Here is a 15850-nt window from a genome sequence, read left to right on the forward strand (position 1 = left end):
TACATATTTAGCTCTAGCAGTACTTAAACAAGCTAATTACAATTCTATTCTAACTTCAACAGAGCCTACTCAGAAATTTATTCGTGAAACCTTAGCCTTCAGAGGAATTGCAATAACTTGGAATTGGATGGAAGTTGTACCTATAAGTAATTTTTTAGGTTCTTTTACTAAATCCCTGAAATCTGTTCAAACAGGAATTGATACACTTATCGACATTTTAAACAATGTAGGAACAAGCATCAAAATTGATCTTGACGACGCAACTTTTCTTACTAAGCTGAGAGAAGAAGTGTTTGATCTGATAGTTACTGACCCTCCTTATAGAGACGATGTACCTTACGTAGAACTTAGCGACTTTTACTATGTATGGCTCAAGCGTGCTCTCAGCGATACATATAATGGAAAACTAGCGCCACGCTTCTTGAGCGAAGCTTTCTTCAAGCCCATCGGAGCTACCTTCAGAGAAATTAGGACTCAGTGGGAGGAACTTGCGCCGAGGGAGGTTGGGCTTAACGTTGGTAGGCTGAAACATTTTAAGGGTGAAGTGGCTAATGAGGAAGACGCACGTAGGTATTTTATTGATCTTCTGTACAGGGCTTTTATGTCTATGAGGCGGGTTTTAAAGGACGATGGTAGTTTGGTTACCTATTATGCTCATACTGACCCGGAGGCTTGGGAGGAATTGATATCTGCTGGATGGAGGGCTGGCTTCCGTGTTTCCGCGGCTTTTCCCGTCTCAACGGAGTCTGCTGAGCGTGTTACTGCGAGGGGGAAGGCAGCTCTTGACACGTCGATTGTGGTGGTCTGGAGGCCTGGTGTTAAGGGTGAGGCTTTGTGGGACGAGGTTTATAGGGATGCTTTGGTGGCCGCTGAGGAAAGAGCTCTTGAAATGCTTAGGGCTGGTCGTACGGGAGTGGACTTGTTCGTGGGAACTCTGGCTGCAACTCTTTCCGCTGTGACTTCTCGTGAGAAAATTGTTGGCATAGATGATATTGGTGGGTTTGTTAGAGAGCGTGCTTACCCTGCGGCTGCTAGGGGGCTGGCGAGAGCTGTTTCGAGGCTTGTTGGTGGCAACGAGGCGGGGGAGGAGGTTAGGGATCCTGGAGCGCTTTTCTATATGCTTGCCAAGGTGTTGTTGCCTTGGAATAGAAGGGCTAGGGGGAGGGTGATGGATAGGAGCACGGTTCACATTATTGGCTTTGGGACGGGGCTCGACGACAAGGAGCTGACTAGCATGAAGATTGTGGAAAAGGTTGGCAGTGAGTTCCGTCTTTTGGAGCCCCGTGGCGAAGAGAGGGGCGAGTTTGTGGAGCTTCTACGTGCTAGGGAGCTTGACCCGTCTAGGCCGGTGTTGAGGAGTGCTGTTGATGCCCTGCACTTGTTGGAGTATTATGCCGCTACTTTTGATGTCAAAGGCTTTAGGGAGCAGTACGAGAAGCTCCGCTCTGTTAATGCCGTGCTCGTAGATGAGGCTTTGAGGCTTGCAAAGGTGTTTTCTGGCCGTCTTGTCCCGAGTGTTGACCCGGAGAGGAGGCTCTGTGAGAGGGTCTTGTCATATGTGAGTGGTGCTGGTACGCTTGAGGGGTGGTTGGGTGGGGCTTAAGGGGTACTGTGATGTTAGGGGGGAGCTGTTCGACGAGAGGCTTGACGAGCAGCTTGCTCCGTCGCTTTCAGAGGTTTATATGGGTAGGGGCCACGAGGTTTACTCTGACCCTGTGCTGTTCTTTGAGTCTACGTATTTCTCGGACTCTATGAGGAGGGTTCTCAGGGGCATTGTGGAGGCTGTGGAGGGCAAGGGTACTAGGAGGGTTTTCCCGCTTTTCTCGCTTTATGGCGGCGGAAAGACGCACTTGTTGCTCGCAGTGCTCCACGCTGTGAGGAAGCCAGAGTCGCTTTCAAGGGTTGATAGGGATCTGGCTGTTCGCTTTGTTGAGGCTGGGGCGAAGCTTGTGGTGCTGGATGGGGATTCTGACGAGCTTTGTCCGAGCCCTGCCAGGCCGCTGGATGTGAAGCATTACGTGGTTAGGAGTGTTTGGGGCTCTATGGCTCACCAGCTTGGGAAGTATAGGTTTTTCGAGGAGGAGGATAGGGGTGGCTTTGCGCCATCTGTGGAGGCTATCAGGAAGCTCCTTGGGGACGAGCCTGTAATCATCCTTATTGACGAGATTGCGAAGTATGTTGCGAGGTTTAGGGGGAGCCAGGACGAAAAGCTTCGGGACTATGGGAAGAACGTTGTGGCTTTTGTTGAGAGCCTTGTGAAGGCTGTCGAGGGGACGAGGTCTGTCGTAGTTATTACTCTTCCGGTGGAGGTTAGGGGTGAAGAGGAGCGCTACATGGAGGCCTACGAGGAGGAGACTAAGATGCTTAGGGACGCTATTGGGAGGGTTGCATCGGCATACGATGTTCCTCTTGATGCGGGGGACGTTGTCCGTGTACTGCAGAGGAGGATCTTTAAGAAGATTGATCGTGACGCTGTCGTGGCGCTTAGAAGTAGATACCTGGAGCTTTACAGCTCTGAGGAGCAAGTTTTCGGAAAATCTGCGGTCGAGAAGGCTTCTAGGATAGATGAGCTTGCGCCTTTCCATCCAAGCTACATTGATGTTCTATACGACATTGTTACAAGGCACCCCGGGCTCCAGAGGACGAGGGACGCACTTAGGATTACTCGTGTAGTGGTAAGGGAGATCTGGAATAGTGCCGAGGATCCTGACTTTGTTATGCCTTGGCATATAAATGTTGGGCGTCTTGATGCGCTTTTGCTTGGACAGAGTTTCTCGAAGTTTAAGCCGATTGTCGACAGGGACATATATGACAACGCCCTGAAGAGGGGCCCGCTTGTTCACGCGGTTGCGCTCGCCATCTTTGTTAGGACGTATGTTTATGGCCTCGCAACGAGGCCGGAGCGGGTGTTCCCTACTAGGGAAGACGTGGCTTTCATGGTTTATGAGGAGTCTCTTGCTAAAAAGACCAACTCGAAGCCAGCCGACGTGTTGAATGCCTTGGATGTTGCTTCACGTGAATTGCTGTTTATACAGGAGAAGGACGGAAGGTACTGGTTTACCCCTATTTCTCCAATAATAGCGATTGTCCAGGACGAGGCTAGGCGTGTGAGCGAGGTTGAGGCTAGAAACCGTTTGCTCGATGCAATTAGAAGCCTGTCACAGAAGCCCCCACCGACTACTGGGAAAAAGAAGCAGGAACAGCAGAAGCTCTTTTCTCTCGTCGATGTAAGGGACAAGCCACTACCCACAGATGAGCCAAAATATTCGTTGATAATTGCCCCCCGGGTACTCTCACAGGAAGACTTGAGGAGGCTGATTTTTGAGGACGAAGGTGGCCGCTCCAGGGTCTATAGGAATACTGTGGCGGTGCTTTATCCGAGCGATGGGAGGAGGTTTAATAGGCTATTGGAGCTTGCTAGGGAGCTTATTGCCTGTGAGAATGTTGCTGAGATGCTTAATGAGATTTATCAGGATGAGGATATACGGGAGCTTCAGACTAGAAAGCTTAGACAGTACATGAGGGACAGGGAGACACAGCTCTACCAGGAAATAATTAACGCGTTTGACACTATAGGTTATCCTAGCGTGAGCGAGCGCGGCGACAATTATGCAAAGACTTCACCTGTGAGGCCAGAGGCGACTTCTCTGGCGAGGATCGCGGAGGAGGCTCTAGAGAGTCCTGATGTTGGAAAGGCATATCTGACCTCCTTAGGGTATGATGTTTTCGAGCACTTGTTGAAGGGGATTAGTGTTGATATTAGTGAAGGTAGTAGGGAGCTTACAGTGAAAGAAATTTTGGGCTACTTCTATACTCACCCCGGGTTGCCTTTTGTTCCCAGGAACCTGGTGATTCAGGCCCTAGTTGAGGGCGTGAGAAATCTCAAGATTGGTATCCAGAGGGGTGGCCAGATTTACTGGGTTCGCATTTATAGCCCTGAAAATGTACCGACGATTATTGAGGGGGCTCCGCCCAGCATGCTGGAGGACAATGATATTGTGCTTCCTTGGAGGATTGCGGCTGAGCGCTTGTTGGAACAGTTGAAGCCTGTAAGTGAGAAGAGGGATGGCAAGGTCATCAGGATTCGGTACGTGTTATTGGAAGGGGGTAGGGAGCATGACTTGAGTAGTCTTAGCACGGAGGATGCTGCGAAGCTTCTGAAGACTTATCCTCTGGTTAGGAAAGAGGAGGAGATCACTGAGGGGATCGAGGTTACGCTTCGTCCCAGCTTTGTTGAGGATAAGCCTGGCTCCATGGTTCAAGTGTTTGTGGACATAACTCCGGTGGGCAAGGTCGACGACGTAGTGAAGATTAAGGTAAGTCAAGGAGAAATCGAGCCCGGCCAGGGCAGGCCGCCGTTTACTGCTGTTTGGAGGCTTCAGCTACCGAATAAGCCGGGAACCTACGAGTTTGAGGTGTCCGTAGAGTATAGGAGACCTGTTTCTGGGAGGCTACAGGTAAAAGTGTTGGGAGAAGAGAAGGTAAAAGTTGTCGGCCTAGTTGTGATGGATTTGTTGGAAAGTGAGGATATAGTCAAGACTTTCCCAGATTTGGTTTTTGAAGATGGCTTTGCGGCTTTGAGGTCTGGCGAGCAAGAGATCACTTTGAAGACTAGGAATACTGATCCAGTCGTGTTTATAGAAATGGTCAAGGAGGCTATGAGTCTCACCGGTATTAGGAGACTTGAAGGCTTCTCTGCTAGGTTCAAGTTTAAGCAACCAAAAGAGCTTTCCGAAGTTGAAGATATTCTTTCAAGGTTTAGGAGTGTAGAGAAGATTGTGACGAGCATATGAGTAGGGAGCCTCTTAGACGTGTCTCTTACACTGAAAGGAAGTCGAAGAAGGCTGAACATGGTGGAGTAGTTCAGGTCTGTCATTTTTATCCCTATACTTATTCCAAGAAGCCAGAGGTTTCCGCGGTGTGTCCGTGGAGCGAGCTAGTCCTATTCGCGGAGTCTCTTGGTGCGCGTTTGTCTGGCAAGAGGTCGCTCCGCGTGGACGACGGTGTTTACAAGAGGCTTCTTGTGTATGGTGTCGTGAGGGAGAGGATTAGGGATCCTTCGAAGGCTGGAGAGCTCCGCGAGATAGTTGCTGGGCTGGACGAATACGAGCTGCATTTTTGGTTCGCGAAGTTTATTGCTGCAACGGAGAGGGGCAGGCAGGCTCTCAATAGGCCTGCTAGGGCGTTTAGGGTTTTGTACGGGCTTGATTAGTATGGCTCTCAGCCTTGTCCACGACGTTTTGGATCTTTATTCCCGGTATAACCCGATTCTGTATCTTGGCCTTCAGAGGGCTAGGCCTCCCGTTTATCCTTATCTGCATCAAGCCGAGTTCCTTGCACGTACAATGGTTAGGGTGCCGGTCCGCGTGTTTGTTGCGGACGAGATAGGTCTCGGCAAGACTATTACAGCTATTTCGACTGCTAAGAGGCTTTCCGATCTGGGCCTTGCCAAGAGGGTTCTCATATTGGTTCCCAGGATACTTGTGAGGCAGTGGCTCCTAGAGCTTGAACGCTTCGGTATAAGGGCCACAAGGATCGAGAGAGCGAACTTTCAGAGTCTTTCTTCGAGCGGTTTTCCAGAGGGTTTCTATGTCGCGTCGATGGATCTAGTTAAAAGGGAGAGGTACATGGATAAGATTCTAGGTGTTTCCTGGGACTTGCTGATTGTGGATGAGGCTCACCGGGTAGGCAAGTCATCTACCAAAAAAGAGACCCAGAGGTACAGGTTTGTCTCTAGGATTGCGGTCGACAAGTCCAAGCATATCCTTTTGCTTTCTGCTACGCCCCACCGTGGAGACCCTAAGGACTATCTTTCCAGGCTTATGCTTTTGGACCCCTCCTTAACGACAGATTTTCAGAGGCTTGACAATGTGTTATTTTATAGTGCTACACAGAATGTGCTGGTCTTTAGAAGAACAAAGCTCGACGTGAACAATGTCTATGAAGGTGAGAAGGTCTTTCCAGGGTGTAGCGTTTCAGCGGTGATTGTCCCTGCTACCCGTGACGAGAGCGAGTTCCATAGGAAGCTTATAAGCTTCCTCAGGACGAAGATCCTCGACTACCATAATATGAGTGGAACCGAGCCTAGGGCTCTTGGTCTTCTCAATGCATTGATCTTTAAGAGGGCTTCATCGAGCCCGGCCGCTGCTATTAACACTATGCAGGTTATCCTCGAGAAGCGAGCATACTGGCTCCAACATAGGGTTATTGCCGAGAAAGATTTAAGGAAAAGGATTAATCTTGCCAAGGCTCTACTTGGCACTGGTTTTGAGGAATATGAGGAAGATGTTGATCCAGACAAGGTTATTGAAGAGTTTGCAGAAAGGTGCTCTATCCTGTTTTCTGAAAATGATGTGAGAGAGCTTCAGCATCTTGTCCAGCTCGCCAAGGCTTCGATGACTAATGATAGCAGGCTGAAGGGCGTTGTCAGCCTTGTTGAGCAACATGTAAGCATGGGCGACAAGGTAATCTTGTTTACAGAGTTTAAGGATACAGCTCACTACGTGTTCGATGCTCTGGTGAAGGTTCTCGGCAGAGAAAACGTGAGGTTGCTCACTAGTGACGAGGCGACCAGGGAAGAAGAGCTGATGTCGATACGTTCGTGGCTCGAGGAAAACGGGAAGAGAGTTCTAGTTGCAACTGACGTGGCATCTGAGGGCCTTAACCTCCAGGTTGCCAATGTCCTGATAAATTATGAGCCTCCCTGGTCCCCTATAAAACTGGAGCAGAGGATTGGGAGAGTTTGGAGGCTGGGTCAAAAGAAGGATGTAAATGTTTATACTGTTTTCCTTGCTGTCGACAGCGACAAGGATGTCCTAGACGTGCTATACAAGAAGCTCATTGCAATGGGGAGGGCTCTGGGGAAGCTCGAGAAGCCTCCAGTCGGAGAAGAGGCATACGTTATCGACTTCGAGGAAAGGAGAGAGCCGCAACCTGTTACTCTATCTGTTAAGAGTGGATCAAGGCTCAAAAAGGTAAGCGAGTACACGCTTAGAAGGCAGTACATCGAAAAGGGCAGAGAGGGCTTCGAGAGGCTCGTAGACTCTATTGCAAGAACTATACAGCAGCTCCAGAAGGATCTTGAAAAGGTTAGCGGTAGTAAGAGGCTTACACGTGAACAAATAATGCAGTTTATGGAGAAGACGACGGGATTCACTTCTTCTAAGGAGGCCTTTAGTTATATGGCCAGACTCGTTGAAGCTATTGGTAAAAGGTACCCGGACTTGGTGCAAAATAAGGATGGGAAAATCTATGTAAAGGCACCTGGAGGGGCCCTGGTTCCCCTTGACAAGGCACAAGAAGCTATTATCACCTTGTTGTCGAACATTGCTTCGCGCGAATCAAAGGCTAAAAGTGCTGTGCCAATAATAGTGTCGACGGGCGAGAGAGACCAGGAAGTAAGAATATATGTGGTAGGAATATCTTTTCGCGGCGGGCCCACTCTTTATAGGGAGCCTGTCGCCATTTCTGATGATGGAAGAATCTTTAGGGGCAAAGAGCTCTTAGAGATCCTGGCAAGGGCTATCGAAAACAAGTACTTTGATACAGTAGATACAGATGTCGAGAACCAGGTACCAGCAACAGACAAGCACATGTTGACACTTCACATTCAGGGGCTCGCTAGAGATCTGGCAAATGACTATGAACGGTACAGGAGCCAAGTTGCCCAACAAAACCTGCTAAGGGAAAAGTCTCCTCAGAGACTCATTGAAAGTCTAAGCGTAGAGGAGCCGAGACTCATAGGAAAAATATTCTTCACCTCGAGAGCTTCACGTCTGTCAGAAGAGTCTCTAAGCCTGGAGGAGAAAGCCGAGATAGAAGCTGAAGCTATGCGTATCGCAATGGAACATGAGCGCCAGCAGGGCCGTGAACCCCTTGATGTACACGAAAGAGAGCACTACGACATTTTGAGCCAAGACCCTGTGAGCGGCGAGGTGAGATACATAGAGGTAAAGGGGCACGCTGGACCCTCGCTGATTGTCGAGCTTACTGAGGACGAGTACCGTTTCGCCTCCCAGAACAGGGACAGGTATTGGATATACATTGTCAGGAATATTAAGCTTGGAAGACCCGAGCTGATACCTATAAGGGATCCTATTTCAAAGATAGATTTCCGGCCTGTTGGAGCCCTTAAGTTCGTTGGTGTTCCTAGGGGCGACTTGTATGGTACAAGTTGAGGTCTTACAGGGCGACTCGGAGATTGGGGGCAACTGTATAAGGATACGGGACCGAGACAGGGTTCTCGTATTTGATCAAGGGCTAAGGTTTAAATGGCTAAAAAAGCTCTATGGCTATAGGCTTAGGCCCGCGGGGCCAGACGAGCTTAGAGAAGTTGGAGTTCTGCCGAGCAGGGACGAGCTAGCGGAGGCCGAGGCGCTCTACATAACCCACTTCCATTTTGACCACTTGGGGCTTCTTGGCGATCTTCCGGACGAACTAGTCATAAAGGTGCCGTCTGTAGAGGCCTTAATGCTTATCAGTGAATGGTACGAAAATTCTCCCGACTGGACTGCATATGTTCCTCCGAGATACGCGGCGAAGATAGAAGAGTCGGAGCATAGAGTCGTAGATAAACGTGGTGTTATGGCTCTGCGTGTGCCTCACAGCTCCTACCCCTCGGTTGCTTACCTCTATTTTGGGAGCGACGAGAACATACTTTATACTGGGGACTTCCGATTCGATAAACTCCAGGGAACCGCTCAGCTCTATCCACACACTCTTTTTGACTACTTTGAGGAGAACCCTGATATAAGGATTGACAAACTCATAGTTGAGGGTACAAACTTTGGCAGGCCAGTGTGGCCCCTATCCTGGGAAGACTCTCTACCATTGCTAAAGAAGATACTGTCTTCAAGGGTTCCACTATTTATAGCCCTCCACAGGCTCGAGTTCGACCTGTTTATGGCCCTATATGCACTGCTTCGTGAGACAGGTCGAAGGGGTATTATCGCCTCGAAAAAACTCCTAGACGTTGTCGAGCTGTGGACTTCGCATCTCAACCTGGAGACGGAGGGAATATTCCGTGCGCCCACACTTGCCGAGAAGCCGTCCCTAGTCGAGCTTGCCGGCTACGATGATCTACGGAACCCCAGCGCATATACGGTAATCGCAGACCTCTTCGAGGTGGTAGACTTTGCTAGGGGGGCTGCAAGGGAGATAGAGCTCCAAGGGGGAATAGCCATCCTTATGATCTCCGAGCACGAGGCGGAAGAGGGGGTGGAAGAGGCCGTTGCGCTCGGCTGGCTCCGCCGCCTGGGGCTTCAGTCGTATAGGCTGAGGGTTTCTGGGCACTATTATCCCCACGAGTTCGCTAGGCTTGTTGGGCTCGTCAAGCCGAGGGAGATAGTGCCGGTCCACACGGAGGAGCCGGAACTCATGCTTAGGGTTTTTGGAAAGGTTTCTCAAAGGGAGTAAGGAAAATGAGAGAACTTTTTCTCTTATCCTCTGTAAGTCTTCACTTTGTCATTTAATAGCGAGGTACGTAGCTATACTAGCAATATATCAAAATAACTTTCAGTGTTATTTTAGAAAATTATCTTTACAATAATTACCTTGAGTAATTATGGTGGCAAAGTAATGATAAAGGACAAATGTTACATCTATGGATCTATACATATCTTGTTACCTCATCTTGAAAATGCATTGGACAAGGTGGATGTCGTTTTGCTTGAGGGTTTTTTAATACGGGAATGGGAGAAATTGGTGAGGAAAGATCCTGTGACAATAGTGTCTATTTTAGGCGTGCTTTTTTCGTTATTAGTTGAGAAGATAGCTTTTGGAATAGCAAGATGGTACTATAAGGTATTCCGTGGTATAGAGTTCAAGGGGGATATGTTCTCCGTGGCGACGCTGGCAAAGGAAAGAGGAAAAATAATTGAAAGAACAGATTCTGACTTTCATGAAGTATATGCTTTGAAAAAGAGTGTCTACGTGGAAGTTTTCACTGTTTTTATTTTATTTTTAGTGGGGATTCCATTGCTTGTATTGATCTTATTGACGCTATTCATTGAAATTATAATCACAGCTAATGGTATTTTTTATTGGGAATATTTTATTCAAATTTTCCAAGTGGGGATCCAGTCTGGAATTTTAGTGATGATGCAACCGGAGCAAGCTTTCAAACTTGCTACTTTACTAGTTACAGGTGGCTTGCTTCTCAGCGGGCCGATTTTTGCCTACAGAACAATTGACATCCGTGATTCCAAGGTGGTGGAAAGAGCAACTGAATTGGTCAATTCTGGTAAAACTGTTCTAATAGTGAGAGGAAAGATGCATGTAAATGGCATAGTTAGGGAATTAGAAAAGAGGGGCATTTATTGCAAAGAGATTAACTAGTTGTTGATGATTAGAGTCTTCTGCGCTAATAGCCTCGGACTGCCCTCCTAGTCCCCCGTAGGCAAAAATCCTAAAAGATGCATACCGCCTGAAAATTCAGAGATTATGCTTTTTGTATATTATTGCGAATCCTTTGACTCCTTGGAAGGAGGTTCCGAGTAAGAGGCTTGCCTTTGTGAGGCCTATGTTTGGGATGACTGCTGTGGCTTCGCCGTGGTTTTGCTGTATGTGGTCGAGGGCTTTTCCGAGCTCTGGTAGTTCTTGCTCGAAGTCGTCTATTGGGAGGTAGAAGATGCCCCACTGGTCGCCGTCGTAGACGTGCTTCATGTATGGAGGGTCTTTTCCCTTTTTGTCGGGGCCGCGGTTTTCGCTCGTTTTTTCCTTACTCATATGTTTCTATCTTTATCTCTTTATTTAAGTTTATACGATTAATTGTTTGGCATGGTGATTTATCGAGGATCCGAGGTATAGTTGGGACTTAGCTCGAGTTCTATTTTTTCATTTTCTGCGAGCTCATATTGCAGTATGGCTTCGCTTCTGCTGAAGTATCGCTTTACGTTAAGGTAGGTACATTTGCTTAGCGCGCGAAGAGTGGGGCGAGGCGCTCAATGTTCTCGACAGCAGGGTGGGCGAAAAGATACTCGGTCTTCTGGGGCTCAGTGTCTAGAGAGGACAAGGATACCCGTTTTTAGGGTACTGCGGTCTTTTGAATAAGGGAGGATAGATGTAAAAGTGGCAAGAAGGCTTTTAGGTCTTAAGTGAATTATGTTGCTAGTAGCATGATAAGGGCTAATATAAGTAAGGATCTTGTGAGGAGGTTTAGGGAACTTGCGATGAGGAGGTTTGGATACGGAAAGGACTCTCTGCAAAGAGCAGTCGAGGAAGCTATTGCGCGGTGGGTTTCATGGGTGGAGGAAGAGAGCTTAAAGTTTGAGGGGGACCCCGTGGAGGCTATTGACGGGATGCTTGCGGACCTTGATGTAGATTCGGTGGAGCTTCAGCATAGGCTTAAGGAGTTCTGGGCCTCAAAGGTGCTCAAGGATGTACCTGGTTGATACGAACATCTTTCTCGAGGTCATGCTTTCCCGTAGGAGGATGGACAGGTGCAAGCGCTTTCAGAGATGTTGAGGGACGGCGAAATATTGGGGGCCGTGATCGATTTCTCGGGTTCACTCAATAATGGTGCTCTTGGACAGGCTTAACAGGTCCGAGAAGCTGAAGACTTTTCTCCTGAGCTTGACGGGGTACAGGGGTCTAGCTGTGCATTATACGTCTATTGCGGAGGAGGTTAGAGCGGTGGAATTGGCGCGGGAGAAGAAACTGGACATAGATGATGCACTGCAGTACGCTGTTGCTCTCTCTATTGGTGCAGATGCCATAGTTTCATTCGACGAGGAACTTCAATAACTTGGAGATACCGAGACTGGAGCCGGTCGAAATCATTGATAAAAGGAAGAGCCATTAATGAATTGAAAGTACCTTTTCTTAGCAAGCTTGGGTACTCCTAGACCTGCAACATAAAATTTGTGGAAATATGGACATGCATCAAACGATTTGGAGAAAGTGACAGGCCTTTCCTCAAAGGCTTTTTGTTAAAGGCTGTCCATGCTGTCTTCTGCTGAATATTTGGGAGGCTTTGCACGCGCTTCTTCGTGTTTCTCTTTGAAGATTTTGTAGTAAAATATTTTTGATCATTTTCCAATTTTTATTTTTGTGGTGAAGGACGGCTTTGGGGTATCCTCGATAAAGCTCTATCCAAAAGCTTCACGTAGACGTGGATCTGTAAAGTCTATAGTTGTTCTCCTCGTTATAGCTTTGCTGGTTTACCTTGGGCTTCTCTATTATTCTGGGATGAATGTTGAGATTAGTGTTGATAAGGTTGGGTTCTCCAGTCCGGGCCAGTTGCTAAACATTTTGACTAGTCGCCGCCTTAGTATAGATGTTTATCTGAACGTTAAGGGTGGAGGTGTTTTGCCTGTAGAGGTGAAGAGTTTTTCTTCTGATATTTATCTCGAAGGGCAATATGTTGGCTTTGTGAATAGTTCCTAGCCGTTCACTATCGAGCCGGGGGAGTCCCGTCCTGTACACTTGGTTTTGACTCTAGATGCTTCCTCTACATCGGCCCAAAGCCTGGCGAGTATTGTGCAGACAGTTATTGCCCACAACGGCAAAGTCAAGGTTACACTTGATGGTAAAGTCGAGGTTTTGGTTTTGTTTTTCTCAGTAGACGTTCCAGTGAGACGTGAGACATATGTCTCGATCGCTTCTTCTTCTAAGTCCTAACAAACAGTTTGGAATAAAACTTTGTGTAAAGCTTGGGAAAGCGTCGATTTTTAGGTAGTGGTGTGCAATGTTTACAGGTTCCAGGGCCTTACTGGAACCCTAGAGGTTGCCTTATGGGAGGCCTAGTGCTTAGCGCGCGCTCTATGGGAAAACAGGAGAAAGGCTCGTGAAAAATGCTAGTTCTAGATGTGCGTGCTTTTACAGAGAACTTACATATAGCTAGATACTCCTAGAGATTAGCTTGGGATGGTTAGGCGAGGATCTTTAAGGTTGGAGTTTTGCCTCTGCATGGTGACTACTTGGAGATGTCATGGGAAAGCCTTAAATCCTTGAGTCGATGCATTTTTCTTGGGCGATCCTCTTTGAGGAGGCTTGCTGTCTTGGCTGTTTTCTTTTTGCTTGTTCTTGGTTTGTTTCTTGTTTATCGTTTTCTTGTTGGTGGTGGGCGTGGTCCCGTACGGGCTCCTGTGAATGTTTCTGTGGCTACTTCTACAGGTAATGTGAGTGTTGTTGATTCTGATGGTGACGGTATTCCTGACGATGTGGAGAGGGTTTATGGGACAGACCCGTATAGGCCCAACTATCTGTTTGCATACGCTCTGGGGAAGCTACCCGTAGAGGAGGCTCTCCTCTTCAAGAACGTTGAAGACTTTAATGATAGTTCTAGGGGGCTCGTAGACCTCTACGCCTCGCTGCCCAGGGAGAAGAGGGGCTCCATCGACGTGGCCATGCTGCTAGGCCAGATACTCTCAGACAACATTGTCTGCGAGGCTGAGCGGAGGCTCTTCGAAGCCAAGTTCGTTAACCCCTCACGCCTAGAAATAGTCGGGCTAAACTGGACGCCAACGAGGGTCGTCCTAGACAAGGTATACGACATAAACGTGACATTCACGGCGAGGGACGACAAGACACCAATAGCCTACGCGGAGCTCAGATTCATACCCGTGGAGTACTACTACATGATTGAAAAATACGGGATGAGGCCAGAAGACTACCCAAAAGTCTTCCCACCAGAAAAGGAAAGAGTATACAACCTCACGCCCATAGACGGGAAATTCGACGGCCTAGAAGAGAAATTCTCAGTCCAAATAAAAGACATAGTCGGAGGAAGAGAATACAAAATAGTCGCCCTCGTCAGAGACCTTGCCGGGAACGAGCACAGAGCAGAGCTGGATTTACCTTATATTAGGCAGTATGAGAATTTTGGGAAGGTGCTCTTTGATAAGGGAGTAATTGTTATGGCTGTGTATTTGCCGTTTGATATGTCTTCTATTCCTCGTAAGGACGATGACCCCTTACTGGGAAGGTACGATACTATTAGCGATATTGTGTTAATGAAGCATGTTGACTGGGCTACTGGGTATGGTGTAAACGTGTTCCTGCTAGACTCTCAGAATCATTGGTGGCCAGGCGTCATGGTGAAGGTTTTTACTATTTGCAGGGCGCTACTTTCGACTGGTCAGGTTAAGGTTGCTTGGCTTATGGGTCCATCTATAAGACATTTCACGTATGGTAAGCAGAGCGGAGATATCCCAGAGTGGGCTATAGACTTGAGTCTCCCAAGGAATAATGAAACTTTTATTTGGTTTGTTCAGATGTTGATGAGGTTTGCTGATAATGAAAATTATTTGAGAATTGATGGGAAGCCTGTATTATATATTTGGGATGAGGGTGCTTTCTTCAATCAGGCAGGAACCTATAGGGCTGTTAAAGCAATGTTTGGAGATAAGTTATACATTATTGCTGATTGGTTCCCCAGGATCCCTACAATGCCCTCAGATGAATATTTCCAGTTTGTTTTAAAGAAGTATCGTGGGGACGGTTTGAGAGTTGTGGATGCATTTACTGGGTGGATAGGTTTGCATCAAGTGGGATTGAACACAGAGGAATATGTAAATAAATATGAGTTCTATTACGCGAAACAGCTAGATGCATGGTACTGGTTTACTAAGGATTGGGGGAAGGACTTCATTGTAACTGTTGCGCCAGGTTTCGATAACTCTTACTCTTGGGGTGGACCGCAGGTTCCTCTTCCTCGTGGTGCAGACCTGTTCAAGAAAAGGCTGGAGATAGCCTTGAAGTATCTTGATCCTAGGTTGCCTATTTTGAAGATTGACACTTGGAATGATTGGGGAGAGTGGAGCTATTTCGAGCCGACTGTCAAGGAGGGCTTCGCCTATTTGGAAACTTTGAAGTCTCTATTGGAAGAATACATAGAGAACAGGAGAGGATAAACCACTTTCTAAAGTGCCTTATGGTTGATTAGGCTATGCAATGCATGTGTTTTCAATGTAATCTATCACCATTGGTATCTCGTTTCCCTTATTTTCACATTTGTGAATACTTTGGGAAAAGGGTTTTTAAGTCTCTACTTCTTCTTATAGTTTTCTCGCAACTTGTTTTGTTTGTTCTAGTCCTATTCTTTACTCGGGAGCTCGCGTGTTTATGGTGAGATATTTAGGTAAACCTGATATATAACTGCCTTTATGTCTACTTGATATTAATGAGCTATGTGACTGTCTCTGCCAAGATTCCTAGGCGTCTAAAGGAGATGCTTGAGCGGTATGGTATCAAGCCGGGACCCGTGATTAGGAGGGCTCTTGAGGAGGTTAGGAGGCGTGTATTGGAGGGGCTTGAGGAGAATGGAAAGGAGCTGAGTACCAGGCTAAGCCACATAAGTGATGAGGAGGTAGCATCTCTTATTCGTGAGGATAGAGAGGGGAGGTAGAGATCTGCCTGTTTGATGCCAGTGCTATAGTTAACCTTGGCTAAGAGGGGCTTACTTAAGCCGCTAGGAGAGGGTTTAAGTCTCGACCTGGCATTGTACGAGGCACTTAATGCGGTGTGGAAGGAGCATGTGTTGCAGAAAATGATTGATGTGGATACTGCTAGGGGCCTCGTAGAAATCTTGATGGGTGCGTTATGCGTGGTTCCCTTAGAGAGTATTAAAGGGGTTGAGATGGAGGTGTATGAGTTGGCATCGAGGGAGAGGCTAACAGTGTATGATGCCTCTTATCTATACATTGCGCGCAGAGATAAGTTAACTTTAGTATCCGATGATGATAAGCTTCTTTCGAAGGCTTCACGCTACGTGGGAACAGCTAGAACCATGGATATTTTGAAGCGGTTCTAATGTGTTTTTGCCAATCTTCAATGTGTTGAAGGTATCTAGCTTGGTCTAAAGGGGTTTAATTATAGAGGACTATTTGTTAGAAAAAAGGTTTGGTTTGGG

General features: G+C 47.4%; 14 protein-coding genes. 13 read left to right on the plus strand and 1 reads right to left on the minus strand.

Features of this window, described 5'->3' with window-relative positions:
- Positions 1–127 precede the first annotated feature (127 nt).
- The 6 genes from QXT17_RS05970 to QXT17_RS05995 all read left to right on the plus strand — a co-directional run bounded on the left by QXT17_RS05970 (position 128) and on the right by QXT17_RS05995 (position 10335).
- Complete coding sequence (locus tag QXT17_RS05970) at positions 128–1603, plus strand: hypothetical protein (protein WP_342784349.1); 1476 nt, start codon at positions 128–130, stop codon at positions 1601–1603.
- The gene (locus QXT17_RS05975; protein WP_342783084.1) at positions 1593–4793 is read left to right on the plus strand and encodes a DUF499 domain-containing protein; all 3201 of its coding nucleotides are present in this window, start codon (positions 1593–1595) and stop codon (positions 4791–4793) included. Before QXT17_RS05970 ends, QXT17_RS05975 begins: the two co-directional genes overlap by 11 nt.
- Positions 4790–5212: a hypothetical protein gene (locus tag QXT17_RS05980; protein WP_342783083.1), complete on the plus strand. Its 423-nt coding sequence runs from the start codon at positions 4790–4792 to the stop codon at positions 5210–5212. Before QXT17_RS05975 ends, QXT17_RS05980 begins: the two co-directional genes overlap by 4 nt.
- Position 5213: 1 nt before the next feature.
- Positions 5214–8177, plus strand: coding sequence for a helicase-related protein (locus tag QXT17_RS05985; RefSeq protein ID WP_342783082.1), 2964 nt, complete (start codon positions 5214–5216; stop codon positions 8175–8177).
- Complete coding sequence (locus QXT17_RS05990) at positions 8164–9414, plus strand: MBL fold metallo-hydrolase (protein ID WP_020963488.1); 1251 nt, start codon at positions 8164–8166, stop codon at positions 9412–9414. Before QXT17_RS05985 ends, QXT17_RS05990 begins: the two co-directional genes overlap by 14 nt.
- A 162-nt stretch (positions 9415–9576) precedes the next feature.
- Positions 9577–10335 (plus strand): TraB/GumN family protein, encoded by a 759-nt coding sequence (locus tag QXT17_RS05995; protein ID WP_148682194.1) that lies wholly within the window; start codon positions 9577–9579, stop codon positions 10333–10335.
- A 96-nt stretch (positions 10336–10431) separates the two neighbouring features.
- On the opposite strand, the gene QXT17_RS06000 is transcribed toward QXT17_RS05995, so the two are convergent.
- Positions 10432–10725, minus strand: a complete 294-nt coding sequence (locus tag QXT17_RS06000) for a hypothetical protein (protein WP_342783081.1) — start codon at positions 10723–10725, stop codon at positions 10432–10434.
- Between the two features lie 389 nt (positions 10726–11114).
- Between QXT17_RS06000 and QXT17_RS06005 the strand changes: the two genes are divergently transcribed.
- The 7 genes from QXT17_RS06005 to QXT17_RS06035 all read left to right on the plus strand — a co-directional run bounded on the left by QXT17_RS06005 (position 11115) and on the right by QXT17_RS06035 (position 15751).
- Positions 11115–11390, plus strand: a complete 276-nt coding sequence (locus tag QXT17_RS06005; protein WP_342814458.1) for a hypothetical protein — start codon at positions 11115–11117, stop codon at positions 11388–11390.
- Positions 11391–11514: 124 nt separating this feature from the next.
- Positions 11515–11742, plus strand: a complete 228-nt coding sequence (locus QXT17_RS06010; protein WP_052886862.1) for a PIN domain-containing protein — start codon at positions 11515–11517, stop codon at positions 11740–11742.
- A 309-nt stretch (positions 11743–12051) separates the two neighbouring features.
- The gene (locus QXT17_RS06015; RefSeq protein WP_342783289.1) at positions 12052–12384 is read left to right on the plus strand and encodes a hypothetical protein; all 333 of its coding nucleotides are present in this window, start codon (positions 12052–12054) and stop codon (positions 12382–12384) included.
- 93 nt (positions 12385–12477) lie between these two features.
- Positions 12478–12618 (plus strand): hypothetical protein, encoded by a 141-nt coding sequence (locus QXT17_RS06020; RefSeq protein WP_187148199.1) that lies wholly within the window; start codon positions 12478–12480, stop codon positions 12616–12618.
- A 362-nt stretch (positions 12619–12980) separates the two neighbouring features.
- A complete protein-coding gene (locus QXT17_RS06025; protein ID WP_052886864.1) occupies positions 12981–14852 on the plus strand; it encodes a glycoside hydrolase family 99-like domain-containing protein in 1872 nt (623 codons plus the stop codon).
- 269 nt (positions 14853–15121) lie between these two features.
- Positions 15122–15346: a hypothetical protein gene (locus tag QXT17_RS06030; RefSeq protein WP_342814460.1), complete on the plus strand. Its 225-nt coding sequence runs from the start codon at positions 15122–15124 to the stop codon at positions 15344–15346.
- Between the two features lie 36 nt (positions 15347–15382).
- Complete coding sequence (locus tag QXT17_RS06035; RefSeq protein ID WP_148684623.1) at positions 15383–15751, plus strand: type II toxin-antitoxin system VapC family toxin; 369 nt, start codon at positions 15383–15385, stop codon at positions 15749–15751.
- Positions 15752–15850: the final 99 nt, after the last annotated feature.

The organism is Thermofilum sp., assembly GCF_038871435.1.
Classification (GTDB): domain Archaea; phylum Thermoproteota; class Thermoprotei; order Thermofilales; family Thermofilaceae; genus Thermofilum; species Thermofilum adornatum.